Raw genomic sequence first — 17,507 nt, 5'->3', positions numbered from 1 at the left:
TTAACCGCTTGGAGAATACGGCCGGCCCGCGAATTTGCCAGGGACGGATCGCCGTGAAACCTCTGTCGCGACTGTGGCTTCCGCGGTTTCCCCGGCAGCGCAACGGCGATGGTGAACACCGACGAAGAGCGCCCGCCGGACGGGGCCGCGTGCGCGAAACGCTGTGAAGCCACAGCGTTTGGGGGCAATCCGGTAGGCGCTACGCTTTGCCGGCGTCCCCCGACTCGCTGGAATCGACCTCCTCCGCGGGGTCCTCGATCACCTGATACGTCGGGTCGACCATCGAAATGGGCCGGTTGCCCGTCTGGCGGGCCTTCCCGGTTATCCGCAACAGCTGGCCTGGCTGGATGTCGGCGCCGCCGTGGCCGGGACGGAAGGTGATGGTGATCGCCCCGCTGTTGTCCCCGACGACGACCTCGCGCAGGGTGCGGCCGCGGTCGTTGACGTCCTCGACCTCGCTGACCCGCCCCTCGACGGTGGCCCGTTGCCCGGAGATCAGGCCGGCCACCAGGATGACCGACCCCGGCCGCTCCGGGTGCTCGTAGGCGTCCACCTTCTCGTCCTCGCCCCTGGACACCCACGCCTCGAGCTTGTCGATCTCGTCGGCGATCCGTTGCTCGAACGTGTCGGGGTAGGCCTCCCGAATGCGCGATTCCACGTCGTACGGCACGATCGTCGCCGCCGCGTCGGGGATCAGGCTCACCGCGCTGGAGATCTTGTCCGCGGTGCGGTCGTGCAGCAGCCGCCCCAGCAGCCGCCCGAACGTCCGGCGCGGCAGCAGCACCGTCACGTTGGTGCGCGCTTGTTCGTCGCGGGCCTTGGCGACGAACAGCTGCGCGGCCCGGATGATCCGCCGGTCCGGGCAGTCGACGACCCGCAGCGGGGTGTCCAGATCGAAGTGGTCCCAACGCTTCCGCAGTATGGCGGCGTGGGCCGGGTCCACCATGAAGTGCACGGCGGTCAACTCGTCGGCACGCAATCCCCTGCCGTAGCGCAACGCTTCGATCACCGCCAGGTCGACGGAGTCGACGAACACGAACACCCGGTGCCGCGCGTACTTCACCAACTCCGGGCGGTCGGTGCGGAACATCTCGAGAATGGCTGCCTCGGCGCGGTATTCGCGGTTGAGCCGCGTCAGTATGAACACCAGCAGCGGGAAGACGATGACCACCAGCCACGCGCCTTCGGTGAACTTCGCCACCGCGAAGATGCCCACCACGATCGTGGACAGGACGGCCGCGGAGAGGTTGATGGCCAGGCGGCGTCGCCATCCCGGTTCGCGGTGCCTCAAATGGTGTTTGGTCATCCCGTAGCCGGCCATCGAGAACCCCGTGAACACGCCGATCGCGTAGAAGGGAACCAGCGCGTTGACCGAGCCGCCCGTCACCACCAACAGCAGCACGGACAGCGCCGTGAGCGTGATGATGCCGTTCGAGAAGACCAGGCGGTGACCGCGTTTGGTGAGTTGGCGCGGCAGGAAGCGGTCCTCGGCGACGAAGCTGGCCAGCGCCGGGAACCCGTTGAAGCTGGTATTCGCGCCGGTGTACAGGATGGCGGCGGTGGCGGCCTGGACCAGCGTATAGAAGACGTTGCCGAGCAGGCCGTTGCCGAATACGGCGCGACCGATCTGCGACAGCACCGACGGGTACTCGGTGAGATACGGGGTGGCGTGGGTGACGTGCGCCAGATAGGCGACCCCGGCCAGCAACACGCCAAGGATGGTGGCCATGGCCGTGAGCACTCGGCGGGCGTTGCGGCCCTGCGGCTTTCGGAAGTGGTCGACCGTGTTGGAGATGGCCTCCACCCCCGTCAGGGACGAGCCTCCGTTGGCGAAGGCTCGCAGCAACACCAAGATCGTCGCCCCCAGCACCAGCCCGTTGCCCTGGTGGACGGGCACGGTTCCCGCCATGTGCGTGGGATCGTAGACCGGCAGGTTCCCCATGGCCGCGCGGATGACGCCGACCACGATGGTCAGGCCGACCATGCCGATGAAGGCATAGGTGGCCAGCGCGAACGGCAGGCCCGCTTCCTTCAAGCCGCGCAGGTTGGCGTAGCAGATGGCAAGCACCACACCGACCGTGATTTCCAGGCTGTAGGGGCCCAGCGCGGGGACGGCCGACACCACCGCGACCGTCCCGGCCGCCGACTGCACCGCAACGGTGACCACGTAGTCGATCAGCAACGCGGCGGCGGCTATCTGCGCCACCCGAGGCCCGAAATTCTCGCGGGCGACGATGTAGGAGCCGCCCGCCCGGGTGTAGGCCATGACCACCTGCCGATACGAGGCGGCCACCAGCACGAGGATGAGCAGGATGACACCGGTGATCGGAAGCAACAACAGGAAGGCGGCCAGCCCCGCGTGCGGCAACAGCTCGATCAGGATCTGCTCGGGACCATAGGCGACCGATGACACGGCGTCCGGTGAAAGAGCGCCAAGCGCAACCGGATTCGACAACTTCTCGGAGGCGATGTCCTCGGTGACCAACGGCTTGCCCAGGAACACCCGCTTGGCGATGTCCCCGACCGAAAGGGGGATCCGTAGCTTGCCGGCCGAAGCGGTCACGACCACCGTCCTTACCGTGAGCGGGCGAAACACCTGCGATGCATTGTGCACGTTCGCCGCCGCCACGGTGGCAGTTGGGCGGCGCCGGTCAGGCGAGTCGCTGCACCGCGGCGGCGATCCGCTCGTCGGTGGCCGTCAACGCGACGCGCACGTGTTGCGCGCCGCGCGGGCCGTAGAAGTGGCCGGGCGCCACCAGGATGCCGCGCCCCGCCAGCCAGTCGACGGTGTCCGCGCATGGCTCGCCGCGCGTGGCCCACAGATACAGGCCGGCTTCGGAGTGGTCGACGGTGAATCCGGCCGCCCGCAGCACCGGCAGCAACGCCGCGCGCCGCCGTTCGTACCGCTCCCGCTGCGCCCGCTCGTGGGCGTCGTCGTCCAGCGCCGCGACCATGGCCGCCTGCACCGGCGTGGGCACCATCATCCCGGCGTGCTTGCGCACCGCCAGCAGCTCGGCCACCAGGTCGGGGTCACCCGCGACGAACCCGGCCCGGTAACCGGCCAACGACGAACTCTTGGACAGCGAGTGGATCGCCAGCAGCCCGCTGTGGTCGCCGTCGCACACGGACGGATGCAGGATCGACAGCGGTTGGGCGTCCCAGCCCAGGCCCAGGTAACACTCGTCGGAGGCCACCACGCTGCCCCGCTCGCGCGCCCAGCCGACCACTTTGCGCAGGTGGTCGACGCCCAGCACGCGGCCGGTCGGGTTGCTCGGGGAATTCAGGTAGACCAGCGCAGGCGATTGCGGGCCCAACTGGGTCAGCGAGTCCGCGCGCAGCACCGGCGCTCCGGCCAGCCGGGCCCCGACGTCATAGGTGGGATACGCCAGCTCGGGCACCACGATCACGTCCGCGGGTCCGAGCCCCAGCAGCGTCGGCAACCAGGCGATGAGCTCCTTGCTGCCGATCACCGGCAGGACGGCGGCCTCGCTGACCCCCGTGACGCCGAAGCGGCGGGCCAGCGCGGCGACCGCCGCTTCCCGCAGTCGCGGAGTGCCGGCGGTGGCGGGGTAACCGGACGCGGATCCGGCGGCGGCGAGCGCCTCTTGGATCACCGGCGCGACGGGGTCGACCGGTGTCCCGACGGACAGGTCGACGATCCCGTCGGGGTGGGAGCCGGCCAGCGCTTTCGCGTCGGCCAGCGTGTCCCACGGGAATTCCGGCAGGGACGCCGACACTCGCCCGCGTGCGGCGCGCGGCCTCACACCGGGCTGATCCAGCACCGGCCGGCTCAGTCGCCCTCGCCCTGCGGCGGCAGGTCTTTGACCGACTGCGGGTCGTTCTCGGTCATGCCGACCTTGGCGGCGCCGCCCGGCGATCCCAGTTCGGTGAAGAAGTCGGCGTTGATCTGGGTGTACTGGCTCCACTGCTCGGGCACGTCGTCTTCGTAGTAGATCGCTTCGACGGGGCAGACCGGCTCGCACGCCCCGCAGTCGACGCACTCGTCGGGATGGATGTACAGCATCCGCGCGCCCTCGTAGATGCAATCGACCGGGCACTCCTCGATACATGCCTTGTCTTTGATGTCGACACAGGGCTCGGCGATCGTGTAGGTCACAGACGTCTCCTCTATGTACTACTTCGGTGTGGGCTGCTCTTCGGCTCGCGCCCGGTGCTGCCGGCCGCTCCAGACAAAGCTTTCGGTTACTGATACTAGACGTTGCACATACACGTCAACCACTTGGCGCGCCCGTTAAACAGACGATTTAAGACCGCCGGTCTCGGAGGCCGCGGGCGGGGTGCGTTTCGCCAAGGGCGAACACCGGCCCCGGGCCGCCGACCTGCGCAAAGTCGCAGTCCGGCGGGGTCGTGCGATAACCATTGAAATGGAAGCACGGTCGTGGCGCCTGGTAACCTCGACCGGAAGACGGCAACCGCTGGGCAGATGTCGTCGCCTTGATAGCGGTGCATTAACGGGGAAGGTGTCCACACATGAGGCTGTCGTTGACCAAATTGACCGTCGCGATCGGTAGCGCCGCGGTGGCGTTGACCGCCGGCGCCGGGATCGCATCCGCGGACCCGACGGACGCGATCATCAACACCACGTGCAACTACGGACAGGTGATCGCGGCGCTCAACGCCACCGATCCGGCGGCCGCCGCGCAGCTGAACAGCTCGCCCGTGGCGCAGTCCTACATCCGCAGCTTCCTGGCCTCGCCGCCGCCGAAGCGCCAGCAGATGGCCCAGCAGATCCAGGCGATGCCGTCGGCGATGAAGTACTACGACGACATCAACCAGGTCGCCGTCACCTGTAACAACTTCTGAGCCCGCGGGTTCAGTAACCGCTGAGCAGGCCGCGCACGCGGCCCAGCGTCTGCGGCCCGACGCGGCTGCAAATCCGGGACGGGTCCGCGGGCCTACGCCCCCAGAGCAGCAGGACCCGCGCCGCGGCATCGGTTTCCAGCGTCGCCGGACCCTCGGGTTCGGTGAGCTCGACGGAGGTGCGGTCGGCTTCTGCGCTGACCACGACGTCGTCGGCGCCGGGGACCCGCAGCCGCGCCTCGATACGCTCGCCCGGCGCTAACTGCTTGGCGCCCTTGGCCAGCAGCGGCCTTCCGACCGCCAAGACGCTGTGGGTGGTCATCCAGGGCTCGGCCAGCCGCGCCCGCGCCGCCGCGTCGTCGCCGGTGATGTCCCAGCCGTGCAGCACCAGCTCTTCGCGCATGTGCTCGGCGAACCAGGGCACCTTCATGGTGCGGCCCGTCCACGCGACGTCGGTGTCCTGCGGCACGTCGTCGGCGGCCGCCGCAACCCGGTTCAGGGTGGCCATCCGATCGAGGAACGCGTCCCACAAATCGGGGTCGTTCAAGGCGCGCAACGGTCCCTCACGCTCCTCGAAGCCCCGCGTGCCGACCGGTTCACCCTCCAGGTGAGCGGCCAGCACCCGGGCGATCTCCTCGGCGTTCCCGGCCTGATGGATGACGACGTCGCGGACCGTCCACGCCTCGCACCAGGTGCCGGCGTCGGGCCTTCGCTGCTGCACCGCGTCCACGAATGGGCGCCACTCCGGGAACCGGTCGTCGTCGATCTGTCGGTTCACGGCGTCGGGGTACCCGCCCGGTCTGGGTGCTAAGCGGCCCGCGGGGCGTAGGTGGTGGTGCGTTGACGGGCCGGGCGCCCGATCCCCTCGGCGATCTCGGTCAGCTCCTCGACCGTCTTCGCCGACCCGTGTTCCGAACCGGCCATTCGCGAGATGGTCTCCTCCATCAGCGTGCCGCCCAGATCGTTGGCGCCACCGTTGAGCATCACCTGGGTGCGCTCGACGCCCAGCTTCACCCAGCTGGTCTGAATCTGGGAGATGCGGCCGTGCAACATGATTCGCGCCAATGCGTGCACAGCGCGGTTGTCGCGGTGGGTGGGCCCGGGCCGGGCCGCGCCCGCCAGGTACAACGGCGAGCTCTGGTGCACGAATGGCAGCGGCACGAACTCGGTGAACCCGCCGGTGCGGTCCTGGATCCCGCGCAGCACGTTGAGGTGGGCGACCCAGTGCCGCGGGCTGTCGACGTGCCCGTACATCATCGTCGACGACGACCGCAGGCCCACCTCGTGCGCGGTGGTCACGATGTCGATCCACTCCGAGGTCGGCAGCTTGCCCTTGGTGAGCACCCAGCGCACCTCGTCGTCCAGGATCTCGGCGGCCGTGCCCGGAATGGTGTCCAGCCCGGCCTCGCGCAGGCTGATCAGCCACTCGCGCACGCTGAGCCCGCTCTTGGTGACGCCGTTGGCGATCTCCATGGGCGAGAAGGCATGCACGTGCATCGACGGCACCCGCGCCTTGACGGCGCGGACCAGGTCGGCGTAGCCGGTGACCGGCAACTCCGGGTCGATCCCGCCCTGCATGCACACCTCGGTGGCGCCCTCGACGTGCGCCTCCCACGCGCGGTCCGCCACCTCGTCGGTGGACAGCGAATACGCGTCGGCGTCGCCCTTGCGCTGCGCGAAGGCGCAGAACCGGCAGCCGGTGTAGCAGATGTTGGTGAAGTTGATGTTGCGGTTCACCACGAACGTCACGTCGTCGCCGACCGTGTCGCGGCGTAGCGAATTTGCCAGAGCGGCAACGGCTTCCAGCGCCGGCCCATCGGCGGTAGCCAACGCCAGGTACTCGCTGTCACTGCAGCCGGCCGGATCGCGCTCGGCCGCCCGCAGCGCGGCAAGCACGTCGGTGTCGATCCGCTCGGGGGCGCGTGCGGCCAGTTCGTGCACCTGCGCGCGGATCGATTCCCAGTCGCCGAAGGCGCTGTCCAGATCGCTGCGAGCCTCGGTGGCGCGGCCCTCGGTGTCGATTGCGGCGTTGAGGTCGACCCGCCCCGCGGACGCGACGTCGTCGGGCTCCTGCCAGGGCAGTCCCACGGGATTGACGTCGCGGGCCAGTCCGGTGGCCGGGTCGGCCAGCGCCAGCACGTGCCCGCGCACCCGGGGGTCGATCCACGCCGCCCCCGCCTGGACGTACCTGGGTTGGGCGGTCAGTCGCTGAACCAGTTCGTATCCGGCACGGGCGGTGATGTCGGCGAGGTCGTCCAGCGCGGGCCACGGCCGCTCGGGGTTGACGTGGTCGGGCGTGAGCGGCGAGACGCCGCCCCAGTCGTCGACCCCGGCGCCGACCAGGGCCAGGCACTCGTCGGGGGACACCAGGTTGGGCGGCGCCTGGATGCGCATGCCGGGACCGAGCACCAGCCGCGCGACCGCTACCGTCGCCAGGTAGTCGTCGATCCCCGCGTCGGGGACGCCGGCCATCGCGGTGTGCTCCTTGGCCCGGAAGTTCTGCACGATCACTTCCTGAACGTGCCCGAACTCCTTGTGCGACTTGCGGATCGCGTGCAGGGTCTCGGCCCGTTCGGTCAGGGTCTCGCCGATGCCGACCAGCAGGCCCGTCGTGAACGGGATGGACAACCGGCCCGCGTCGGTCAGCGTGCGCAGCCGGACGGCGGGGTCCTTGTCCGGGCTGCCATAGTGCGCAAGCCCTTTCGTCTCGAACAGGCGCCGCGATGTGGTCTCGAGCATCATGCCCATCGACGGCGCCACCGGCTTGAGCCGGGCCATCTCGGACCAACTCATCACGCCGGGGTTCAGGTGTGGCAGCAGCCCGGTTTCCTCGAGCACCCGGATCGCCATGGCCCGCACATAGGACAGCGTGGAGTCGTAACCGCGTTCGCCGAGCCACTGCGCCGCCTCCGGCCACCGATCCTCGGGGCGGTCACCGAGGGTGAAAAGCGCTTCCTTGCAACCGAGTTCGGCCCCGCGGCGGGCGATGTCGAGGATCTCGTCGGGCTCGAGATACATGCCCGCGCCCTGCGCGCGCAGCTTGCCCGGGACGGTGACGAAGGTGCAGTAGTGGCAGGTGTCGCGGCACAGGTGGGTGACCGGGATGAACACCTTGCGCGAATAGGTGATCGGCAGTCCGCCGCCGGGGCCGCGCCGGCCGGCCGACGCCAGACCCGCATCGCGTACCCGTGCCGCACTGGCGCACAGATCCGCGAGGTCGTCACCCCGCGCGGTCATCGCGACGGCCGCCTCGTCGACGTTGAGCGCGACGCCGTCTCGGGCGCGGCGCAGCACCCGCCGCAGCGCGGATGCGCTCGTCTTTGGCGGAACCACAGGATTAGGAAGAGCGGTAGGCTCCTCGCCCGGAGTCAGCGGCACCTTCGTGTAACTTCCCCACGATCGAATTTCATCCGCGTGTCCCAACATGTGAAATTTTCTTTCAGGCCCGTGCGGGCCCGGTCTGCGCAACAGTCAACAGTAGCGTCAGGCCCACACCGGCAAGCGGGGACATCCCTTGCCGCGACCGCACGAACGTCAGGCCCGGTGGCCGCGCCGCCACAGCACCCAGAACGGCGGCGCCGCCCCCAGCGCGATCAGCAGCAACGCCCCGTAGGCCAGCAGGCCGCGGCCGCCCAGGATGACGTCGTCGCCCGGGCCGCCCATGCTGATCACGGCCACGGTGAGCAGCCACGTCCACAGCGGCAGCGCGGCCAGCCGCGACGAGGCGGTCCACCGGCCGGCGGCCCAGACCAAGGCGGCGTTGACCAATCCAGAGATCAATCCGCTGATGGGGAACGGGATCGATCCGAGGTAGGAAGGCAGCAGCAGGGCCCCGGCCAGTGCGGAGAGGACCCCGTCGACGGCCAGCAGCGTCAGGACAACGAAACGGATCGCGGGGTCTGTCGCGCCGCCGTCTTCGACGGGTATGGCGCGCGGCTTCGTTTCGGTCAGGTCGGAACGCTGTCGATGTTGGAGAGTATCGAGCCGATAACCCACTGCAGGCTGTCGAGCCGGTCCTGCCAATGCTGCTGATTAGGGTCCAGGTCGGGGTCCATGCGAAATCCTTCCGTGGCTGCCTGATTGGCAAGCCTACCGCGTGACGACCGCGCCGAAATCAAGCCCGGCGAGCAGGTCCGTCTCCCAGCCGCGCTCGTCGCGCTCCCCCGCCGTGCCGGCGACCAGCACGTAGTGTTCGTCCGCCATGATCGGCAGCGCCATGTTGTTCGACAGGGCGCAGGCCCGGCCCGTCGGCCCGACGATCACCTGGGTGGCATGCGCGGCCAGCGCGGCCCGCTTCGCCGCCCACGCCGCAACGGCGGGCTCGACGACGGCGTCGATGTCGGCGTCCGCGTACCCGAAGCCGAACTCCTCCTCCGGGGGGATGGTCCACCCGGGTCGCAGATCCTCGGGTTCGAGCGCGCGCATGCCCGCTACGAAGGCGTCGGTGGCGAGCACCGACCAGTAGAACTTCGGCACGGTCCACGGCTCGCCGGGGAAGTCGTCGGAGCCCGCGGCGGCGACGGCGCGCGTCGTGACGGTGTGAGTGTGGACGTGATCGGGGTGGCCGTAACCGCCGCCCGGGTCGTAGGTCACCACCACGTGCGGCCGGTATTCGCGAATGATGGCGACCAGCGCGCCGACGGCCTCCCGCTCGTCGGCGTCGATGAACCGCTGGCGCCGCCGCCCGGGCGTGCCCCGCATGCCCGAGTCGCGCCAGCGTCCGGCGCCGCCCAGGTAGTGCGGTTCGCCGACGCCCAGCTCACGCAGCGCGGCGGTGAGCTCGCCGATCCGGAAGCCCCCCAACTGATCCGCGCGATCGACGGCCAACTCGGCCCACCGCTCGCCGATGACCTCGCCCTCCTCGCCGAGCGTGCAGGTGACGACGCGCACGTCCGCCCCGCGGGCGGTGTAGTGGGCGATGGTGGCGCCGTTGCTGATGCTCTCGTCATCGGGATGCGCGTGGACGAACAGCAGCCGTGGAGTCTCAGGCATGGACGCACCCTACCCGTCCCCGGCCGGCGGTAGCGGTCTCGTCGCAGCCGATAGGAACGCGTGCGGCTACTATCGAGGGATGCCGCAGCTCACCAAGACCGCCCCGGCCGGCGGCAGGAGCCGCCGACGGGGCGAGGTCCTCGAACGCGCGCTGTACGAGGCCACTCTGGCCGAGCTGGCCGAAGTCGGGTACGGGGGGTTGACGATGGAGGGCATCGCGGCGCGCGCCCACACCGGAAAGGCCGCCCTGTACCGGCGCTGGACCACCAAGTGCGAGCTGGTGCACGCCGCCCTGGTCCATACGTTGCCGCCGTTGCCCGAGGCGCGGGCCGGCCGGTCGGCCCGGGACAACCTGCTGACGGTCTTCACCGCGCACCGCGACGTCTGCGCCGGCAAGACCGCGTTCCCCGGCATGGCCACCGTCAACCAGCTGCTGCACGAGCCCGAGATGCGGGCCATCTTCGCCGACGCGGTGGTGGCTCCCCGCCTGCAGATCATCGAATCGATCCTGCAGGCCGCCGTCGCGGAGGGCGACCTCGATCCGGAGATGACCACCCCGCTCACCGCGCGCATCGGCCCGGCTCTGATCAACCAGCACTTCCTGCTGACCGGATCGCCGCCCAACCGCAGGGAGCTGGCGCTGATCGTCGATACCGTGATCCCGCCGCGGACCAGACGGGACTGAACGGGCCGATCAGGGCCCGGTCTTGATCCATTGGCCGGCATCGCCGACGATGCCGACCGGCACCGCTCCCGTCAGGCTGACGTTCTGCACGCTCGGGCCGGCGGCGACGATCGTGGTGTCCTGCAGGATCGGCAACACCGTGGACATGTTCCACAACCGCGGCTCGACCGCGGTGATCACGTCGTTGATGTTCTTGGTGCCGTTGAGCGCGGCGTCGATGTTCGACTGGACGCTCCGGTCGCAGATTCCGGTGAGGTTCGACGGCGCCTGCACCAGGGCGTTGGGGTCCGGCGGCCGGCTGGGCGCGGACGAGGTTGGCGTGGTGGAGGACGCGCTTGACCCGGTCGACGGCGGCGCGCTCGACGAGGGCGGATTCGTGGTCGGCCCCGTGGATGTCGGCACCTGCGTCGCCTCCAGCGCCGGACAGCCGTACCGCGAGGCCAGCCGCGTCGCCAGGTTCCCGCCGGCCTGATGCCAGCCGACGATCGCGTCCACCTGGTTGTTGTTCAGCGCGTCGCGATACAGCGTGACCGGGTCCAGCGCCAGCACGCTGGCGGCGATGCCCACGTTGCGCAACTGGTCGGCGGCGGTGTTGGCCACCGCGACGGAGGTCGGGTCGTTGGCCGCCACGCCGATGACCAGCGACAGCTGTTGGCCGTCCTTGCTGATCCGGCCGCGGATGACCTCGGGCGGCCCGGTGTTCGCCGGCGTCGGGGCCGGTGACCCCGCTGAAGCCGAAGCGTTGCCCTCGACCTTGTAGCCGGCCCCCTCCAGCAGCGCCAGCGCCGCCGGCGTCGTCATCGCGGGCGGCGCGGTCGGCTCGTAGCCGGGATCGCTGGGCGCGCGGATCTGGGCCTGGTCCAGCGTGACGGTGTTGTCGCTGCCCGCGCCCACCGCCGCGAGCAGGTCGACGTCGAGCAGCCCGAGGATCGCCTTGCGCACCTGGGCGTCGGACAGCTTGGGCTCGGTGGCGCGCAGCGTCAGCTGCATGACGCGCGGCGTCACGATCCGGGCGGTGCGCACGTCGGGGATGGCGGACAGCTGCGCGAAGGCCGCCGATCCGCCGTGCACCTGGGCCACCTGGGTGTCGCCGTTGCGCACCGAATCGGCCAGCGCGGCCGGCGCCCCGGCGCGCCGGAACAGGATGACGGCGGGCTTGGCCGGTGATCCCCAATAGCGGTCGTTGCGGGCCACCAGGATCTCGTCGCGCTGCGGATCGATGCTCTCCACCCGGAACTGGCCGCCGGTCACCGGGAGCGCCCGGGCCAGCCCGGCCGCGAACCCGCCCGGCACGTCCTTGACGATGTGCGCCGGAAGGATGTTGCTGAAAAGCTCTTTCCATGATGGATACGGCTGGGCGAAGGTGACCACCGCCTGCTTGCCGCCCTCCAGCGACTGCACGCCGGTGATGAGGTCGTAGCCGGCGGGGTCGACGACGCCGGGCTGGCTGACCATCTGCCGCCACAGGTACCAGAAGTCATCGGCGGCGATCGGGGCGTTGTCGGTCCACTGCGCCTCCGGCCGGATCTTGTAGGTCACCGTGAACGGGTTCTGGTTGGTGACTTCGGCGGACTCCAGCAGCGTCGGGTCCATCTCCCAGCGCGAGCCGGTGGGCGTCGCGGGGTCTGGCACGGGCCGGAACGCGCTCGGCAGCACCAGCGCGCTGATCGCCGCGTTCACCGGCGACAGGTCGGACAGCAGGTGCGGGTTGAAGCCGGCGCCGATCGAGTCGATGCCCATGATGATCTGGGTGGGCCGCGGCGGGGGCGGTGGCGAGTTGTGCGGCGTGTCGGTGCTCTGCGGCGCCGGCGGCGGGTTGACCGTGCACGCCGCCAGCGCCAATCCAGACAGCGAGAGGAGCACGCCGACCGTCACGAAGAAACGGCGGACTCGTCTCGGCATGCCGATCAGGGTAACGACCAGCTGCCCGGCAGCCCGCCCAAGCACGCGCGATTAACCCCGGGCCTTGGCCCGCGCCCGGCTGCGGGCCCGGGTCGTGGCGTCCAGTTCGACCTTGCGGACCCGGACGATCTCCGGAGTCACCTCGACGCATTCGTCCTGCGCGCAGAACTCCATGGCCTGCTCCAGGTCGAGCTCGAGCGGCTTGGCCAGGGTCTCGATCACGTCCGCGGTCGACGAGCGCATGTTGGTGAGCTTCTTCTCCCTGGTGACGTTGATGTCGAGATCCTCTGCGCGCGGGTTGATTCCGACGACCATGCCCTCGTAGGTGTCCTGGCCCGGCTCGACGAAGAACTGCCCGCGGTCGGCGAGCTGGATCATCGCGAACGGCGTGATGACTCCGGACCGATCGGACACCAGCGAGCCGGTGTGGCGGGCCCGGATCTCCCCCGCCCACGGCCGGTAGCCGTCGAACACCGCGTTGGCGATGCCGGTGCCGCGGGTGATGGTGAGGAAGTCGGTGCGGAAGCCGATCAGGCCGCGGCTGGGCACGACGAAGTCCATCCGGACCCAGCCGGCCGCGTGGTTAGCCATTTCCTCCATGCGGCCCTTGCGGGCGGCCATCAACTGGGTGATGGCGCCGACGAATTCCTCGGGGCAGTCGATCGTCATCGCCTCGAACGGCTCGTGCAGCTTGCCGTCGATCGTCTTCGTCACCACCTGCGGCTTGCCCACGGTCAGCTCGAAGCCTTCCCGTCGCATTTGTTCGACCAGCACGGCCAGGGCCAGCTCGCCGCGGCCCTGCACCTCCCAGGCGTCCGGCCGGCCGATGTCCACCACCCGGATCGACACGTTGCCGACCAGCTCGGTGTCCAGGCGGTTGCGGACCATCCGCGCGGTCAGCTTGTGGCCCGACACCTTGCCCGCCAGGGGCGAGGTATTGGTGCCGATGGTCACCGAGATCGCCGGTTCGTCGACGGTGATGCGCGGCAGCGCGTGGGCGTGATCGGGATCGGCCAGGGTGTCCCCGATCATGATCTCGGGCAGCCCGGCGACCGCGACGATGTCACCGGCGATCGCCTCGTCGGTGGGGCTGCGCTCGACGCCCTCGGTGGCGAGCAGCTCGGTGATCTTGGCGCTGGTGATCACGGGCAGGCCGTCGACCTCCCGCATCCAGGCGACCTGCTGGCCCTTGCGCAGCTTGCCGTTGTAGATGCGGATGAGGGCGAGCCGGCCGAGGAAGGCGGACGCGTCGAGGTTGGTGACCAGCGCCTGCAGCGGCGCCTCGGGGTCCCCCGACGGCGGCGGGATGTGCTCCATCAGGACGTCGAACAGCGGGTCCAGGTTGTCGCCGGCGGGCACCTCGCCGTCGGCCGGCTGGGTGGTGCTTGCGATGCCCGCGCGGCCGGAGGCGTAGAGCGTGGGCAGGCCCAGCGCGTGCTCGGCGGCCTTGGCGGCTTCGTCGTCCAGGTCGGACGCGACGTCCAGCAGCAGGTCGTGGCTGGCGTCGACGACCTCGGCGATGCGGGCGTCGGGCCGGTCGGTCTTGTTGACGACGAGGATCACCGGGAGGTGCGCCGCCAGCGCCTTGCGCAGCACGAACCGCGTCTGCGGCAGCGGCCCCTCCGACGCGTCGACCAGCAGCAGGACACCGTCGACCATGGACAGGCCGCGCTCCACCTCACCACCGAAGTCGGCGTGCCCGGGGGTGTCGATCACGTTGATGACCGTGACGGTCCCGTCCGGGTTGCGGCGGTGCACCGCGGTGTTCTTGGCCAGGATGGTGATGCCCTTTTCCTTCTCCAGGTCACCGCTGTCCATGATGCGTTCCTGGGTGTCGTCGCCGCGGTGGGTCAGGGCGCCCGACTGCCGCAGCATCGCGTCCACCAGGGTCGTTTTGCCGTGGTCGACGTGGGCGACGATGGCGACGTTACGGAATGGCACGTCGGTGATTGTGGCAGCGCGAGGCGGTCAAAGGCGAACTGGCAGGTGCGCCCCGCCGGTCGCCCGGTGTGCGTCCAGGGCGGCCCGGCACGGCGTGTCGCCGGCCTGGACGCACACGGAAAGCCCAGGACGCACACGCATTGCTGGGTGCCCGAACACCTACCAGCCCCGCCGGCGCGGGGCCGTGCCGACCAATTCGCCCTTGGTCACCTCGTCGCGGCTGCGGTAGACGATGTAGGGCCGGAACAGGTAGGCGATCGGCGCGCTGAAGATGTGCACCAGCCGGGTGAACGGCAACAGCGTGAACAGCACCATGCCGATCAGGGCGTGCAGCTGGTAGTCCAGCGGGGCGTTGATCATCACCTCACCGTGCGGCTGGAACAGCCAGATCCGGCGGAACCACATGCCGACCGTGTAGCGGTAGTGGAACTCGCCGCCGTGCGGGCCGGTGCCGATCAGGTCGCAGTACAGGCCCACCACGATGGCCAGCACCAGCACCACGTACATCACCTTGTCGCTGCGGGTGGTGGCCATGGTCACCGCGGGCCGGGTGAACCGCCGGTAGATCAACAGCCCGATTCCGGCCAACGTGGCGAAGCCGGCCAATGACCCGGCGATCACGGCCTGCAGGTGGTAGGCATGGTCGCTCATCTTCAGCATCTGCGTCACCCGCGGCGGGATGAACAGGCCCATCACGTGTCCGGCGAAGACCGCCAGGATGCCGAAGTGGAACATCGGGCTGGCCACCCGCAACAACTTCGACTCGTAGATCTGCGAGGAGCGCGAGGTCCAGCCGAACTTGTCGTAGCGGTACCGCCACCAGGTGCCGACGATCAAGACCGACAACGTGACGTAGGGCGAGATGTCCCAGAACAGTACGCTGTCAAACACCTGGCGCTCCTTCGCGTCGGGGCGGCACCGTCAAGTTAAAGGGTTGCAGCCCAACGGCTTCCGCGGGCGGACCGGCTTTCGCCAGGCGCTCAGCGCGGCGCACGTCGGAGTCGGTCGCGGCCGGCAGCGTCGCGCACACCGCCGCCACGGTCGGCTCGTACGGCGACTCCGCGCCGGCGAGGGCGCCCCGCAACACGTCGATCGGAACGCGGTGCTCGGTCAGCAGCCGCCGCCCCGCCGCGGGGTCGACGGTGGCGGCGAATTCGAGCACGACCGGAAGGTGGTCGGGCGCCTCGGCGCGCGGCGGCCGCACGCCCGCTTCCCGGTAGGCGGTGGCGAACTCGACCATCTCGCGGCCACGGTTGCGGGTGTCCCCGGCGGTCCAGTACGTCAAGTACATCGTGCAGTGGCGCCGCATGTCGAAGGTCGCCACGTAATCCATCGCGGCGGCCATCGGCTCGCGGGCCCGCAGCGCGGCGAGCGTCTGCCCGAGCAGCGCCGCCGCGGGCCCGGTGATGTGGCCGAGCAACTCGTCGACGGTGTCCAGGCGCCCCGGCAGGTCGTCGTCCGGGTAGGCCAGCAGCAGCGACGCCGCCTGCCAGACGAGTCGGTCCTGCAGGATGTCGGCGCGCCCGCGGCGCCCGGCCAGCAGCCTCATTGCTGCCGCCCGTCGGGAAACATGCCTGCGGGCGCCTGGCGCCCGTCCCAGTTCAGCAGGTTCACCCGCGGCCGCCCGTTGGCGGCCGCCTCCCCGCGGGGGTGCTTGAGCGCATGGAACGTCTCCACGGCGACGGGCACCGGCTCACCCGACTCGTACATCCCCGGGCCCCCGTCACCGGTCAGCGAGCAGCCCATCTGCTCGAGGTCGCGGGCCTGCGGGCTGAACGCCGTCGGAATGACATACCGGTCTTCGTATTTCGCGATGGCCAGCAGCCGGTACATCTCGTAGATCTGTTCCTCGGTCATGCCGACCGAATGCGGTATGTGCGGCTGGGTTTCGCGGCCGAGGTTGATGTCGCGCATGTAGGAACGCATCGCCGCCAGCCGCCGCAGCACGCCCTCCACCACGGCGGTGTCCCCGGCGGTGAACAGCTCGGCCAGGTACTGCATCGGAATGCGCAGCGCGTCCAGCGCACCGAACAGGTTGCCCAGCTCTTCACCGTCGTGGCCGTCACGGCTGACCGCGTCGACCACCGGGGACAGCGGCGGGATGTACCAAACCATCGGCATGGTGCGGTATTCGGGGTGCAGCGGCAGGGCCACCCGGTAGTCGTTGATCAGCGCGTAGACCGGCGAGCGCTGGGCGGCCTCGATCCACTCGTCCGAGATGCCCTCGGCGCGTGCGGCCGCGATCACCTCGGGGTCGTTCGGGTCCAACAGGATTCGGCGCTGCGCCTCGTACAGGTCGGTCTCGTTCTCCACCGACGCCGCCTGAAGCACCCGGTCGACGTCGTAGAGCACCAGGCCCAGATACCGCAGCCGCCCCACGCAGGTCTCCGAGCAGATGGTGGGCAGCCCGACCTCCATCCGCGGATAGCACAGGGTGCACTTCTCGGCCTTGCCGGTCTTGTGGTTGAAATAGACCTTCTTGTAAGGACATCCGGAGACGCACATCCGCCAGCCGCGGCAGCGGTCCTGGTCGACCAGCACGATGCCGTCCTCGCTGCGCTTGTACATCGCGCCCGACGGGCACGACGCCACGCAGGAGGGGTTGAGACAGTGCTCGCAGATCCGGGGCAGGTAGAACATGAAGGTCTCTTCGAGCGCGAGCTTGACGTCCTCGCTGACCTTCTTCAGGATCGGGTCGCCGGCCAGGATCTCCGGCGAGCCACCCAGGTTGTCGTCCCAGTTCGGCCCCCAGGAGATCTTCATCGGTTCGCCGCTGATCTGGCTCTTCGGTGCGGCCGTGGGGAACGTGTCGCCCGCGGGTGCGGTGGTCAGGTTCTCGTAGTCGTAGGTCCATGGCTCGTAGTAGTCGTCGATGACCGGCAGCCTGGGGTTGGCGAAGATGCGCAACAGCTTCTGGATGCGGCCGCCGTCACGCAACCGCAGCCGCCCCTTCTTGTCGCGTATCCAGCCGCCCCGCCACCGCTCCTGATCCTCGTAGGTGCGCGGATAGCCCTGTCCCGGACGGGTTTCGACGTTGTTGAACCACACGTATTCGGTGCCGGACCGGTTGGTCCATGCCTGCTTGCAGGTGACCGAGCAGGTGTGGCAGCCGATGCACTTGTCGAGGTTCATCACCATCGCCAGTTGCGCCATTACTTTCATTGTC

14 protein-coding genes are annotated in these 17,507 nt (G+C 69.6%); 2 read left to right on the top strand and 12 right to left on the bottom strand.

The window, feature by feature from the left end:
* Positions 1-199: 199 nt before the first annotated feature.
* The 3 genes from A5704_RS00670 to fdxA form a co-directional block, all read right to left on the bottom strand.
* Positions 200-2,563: an APC family permease gene (locus A5704_RS00670; RefSeq protein ID WP_067886935.1), complete on the bottom strand. Its 2,364-nt coding sequence runs from the start codon at positions 2,561-2,563 to the stop codon at positions 200-202.
* Between the two features lie 88 nt (positions 2,564-2,651).
* A complete protein-coding gene (gene dapC / locus A5704_RS00665; RefSeq protein WP_067755771.1) occupies positions 2,652-3,737 on the bottom strand; it encodes a succinyldiaminopimelate transaminase in 1,086 nt (361 codons plus the stop codon).
* Positions 3,738-3,790: 53 nt separating this feature from the next.
* Positions 3,791-4,117 carry a ferredoxin gene (fdxA, locus tag A5704_RS00660; protein ID WP_067755774.1) on the bottom strand — a complete coding sequence of 109 codons (327 nt, stop codon included), beginning with the start codon at positions 4,115-4,117 and terminating at the stop codon, positions 3,791-3,793.
* Between the two features lie 374 nt (positions 4,118-4,491).
* Between fdxA and A5704_RS00655 the strand changes: the two genes are divergently transcribed.
* Positions 4,492-4,824, top strand: coding sequence for a hemophore-related protein (locus A5704_RS00655; RefSeq protein ID WP_067755777.1), 333 nt, complete (start codon positions 4,492-4,494; stop codon positions 4,822-4,824).
* Between the two features lie 10 nt (positions 4,825-4,834).
* On the opposite strand, the gene A5704_RS00650 is transcribed toward A5704_RS00655, so the two are convergent.
* The 4 genes from A5704_RS00650 to mshB all read right to left on the bottom strand — a co-directional run bounded on the left by A5704_RS00650 (position 4,835) and on the right by mshB (position 9,813).
* Positions 4,835-5,599: a maleylpyruvate isomerase N-terminal domain-containing protein gene (locus tag A5704_RS00650; RefSeq protein ID WP_067886843.1), complete on the bottom strand. Its 765-nt coding sequence runs from the start codon at positions 5,597-5,599 to the stop codon at positions 4,835-4,837.
* A gap of 29 nt (positions 5,600-5,628) precedes the next feature.
* Complete coding sequence (locus tag A5704_RS00645) at positions 5,629-8,247, bottom strand: bifunctional FO biosynthesis protein CofGH (RefSeq protein ID WP_082954731.1); 2,619 nt, start codon at positions 8,245-8,247, stop codon at positions 5,629-5,631.
* A gap of 108 nt (positions 8,248-8,355) precedes the next feature.
* Positions 8,356-8,817, bottom strand: a complete 462-nt coding sequence (locus A5704_RS00640; RefSeq protein ID WP_067780060.1) for a hypothetical protein — start codon at positions 8,815-8,817, stop codon at positions 8,356-8,358.
* Between the two features lie 93 nt (positions 8,818-8,910).
* The gene (mshB, locus tag A5704_RS00635; protein ID WP_067886833.1) at positions 8,911-9,813 is read right to left on the bottom strand and encodes an N-acetyl-1-D-myo-inositol-2-amino-2-deoxy-alpha-D-glucopyranoside deacetylase; all 903 of its coding nucleotides are present in this window, start codon (positions 9,811-9,813) and stop codon (positions 8,911-8,913) included.
* Between the two features lie 79 nt (positions 9,814-9,892).
* Between mshB and A5704_RS00630 the strand changes: the two genes are divergently transcribed.
* Positions 9,893-10,498 (top strand): TetR/AcrR family transcriptional regulator, encoded by a 606-nt coding sequence (locus A5704_RS00630; RefSeq protein ID WP_067755794.1) that lies wholly within the window; start codon positions 9,893-9,895, stop codon positions 10,496-10,498.
* A 9-nt stretch (positions 10,499-10,507) separates the two neighbouring features.
* On the opposite strand, the gene A5704_RS00625 is transcribed toward A5704_RS00630, so the two are convergent.
* The 5 genes from A5704_RS00625 to narH form a co-directional block, all read right to left on the bottom strand.
* Positions 10,508-12,406: an ABC transporter family substrate-binding protein gene (locus A5704_RS00625; protein ID WP_197505001.1), complete on the bottom strand. Its 1,899-nt coding sequence runs from the start codon at positions 12,404-12,406 to the stop codon at positions 10,508-10,510.
* A 45-nt stretch (positions 12,407-12,451) separates the two neighbouring features.
* Positions 12,452-14,341: a translational GTPase TypA gene (gene typA, locus A5704_RS00620; RefSeq protein WP_067755801.1), complete on the bottom strand. Its 1,890-nt coding sequence runs from the start codon at positions 14,339-14,341 to the stop codon at positions 12,452-12,454.
* Positions 14,342-14,500: 159 nt separating this feature from the next.
* A complete protein-coding gene (gene narI / locus A5704_RS00615; protein ID WP_067755804.1) occupies positions 14,501-15,232 on the bottom strand; it encodes a respiratory nitrate reductase subunit gamma in 732 nt (243 codons plus the stop codon).
* A complete protein-coding gene (gene narJ, locus A5704_RS00610) occupies positions 15,225-15,890 on the bottom strand; it encodes a nitrate reductase molybdenum cofactor assembly chaperone (RefSeq protein WP_067782510.1) in 666 nt (221 codons plus the stop codon). Before narJ ends, narI begins: the two co-directional genes overlap by 8 nt.
* Positions 15,887-17,503 (bottom strand): nitrate reductase subunit beta, encoded by a 1,617-nt coding sequence (gene narH / locus A5704_RS00605; protein WP_067782513.1) that lies wholly within the window; start codon positions 17,501-17,503, stop codon positions 15,887-15,889. The genes narJ and narH overlap by 4 nt, the downstream gene beginning before the upstream one ends.
* Positions 17,504-17,507 lie beyond the last annotated feature (4 nt).

Source organism: Mycobacterium sp. E735 (assembly GCF_001666955.1).
Taxonomy (GTDB): Bacteria; Actinomycetota; Actinomycetes; order Mycobacteriales; family Mycobacteriaceae; genus Mycobacterium.
Note: the sequence above shows the minus strand (reverse complement) of the source record. Positions and strands in the feature narration are given on the sequence as shown.

What these genes read in the sequence shown, in the direction of transcription:
- A5704_RS00655 (WP_067755777.1), top strand. Translation starts at nt 4,492, where the DNA reads ATGAGGCTGTCGTTGACCAAATTGACCGTCGCGATCGGTAGCGCCGCG.
- A5704_RS00645 (WP_082954731.1), bottom strand. Translation starts at nt 8,247, where the DNA reads ATGTTGGGACACGCGGATGAAATTCGATCGTGGGGAAGTTACACGAAG.
- mshB (WP_067886833.1), bottom strand. Translation starts at nt 9,813, where the DNA reads ATGCCTGAGACTCCACGGCTGCTGTTCGTCCACGCGCATCCCGATGAC.
- A5704_RS00630 (WP_067755794.1), top strand. Translation starts at nt 9,893, where the DNA reads ATGCCGCAGCTCACCAAGACCGCCCCGGCCGGCGGCAGGAGCCGCCGA.
- narJ (WP_067782510.1), bottom strand. Translation starts at nt 15,890, where the DNA reads ATGAGGCTGCTGGCCGGGCGCCGCGGGCGCGCCGACATCCTGCAGGAC.
- narH (WP_067782513.1), bottom strand. Translation starts at nt 17,503, where the DNA reads ATGAAAGTAATGGCGCAACTGGCGATGGTGATGAACCTCGACAAGTGC.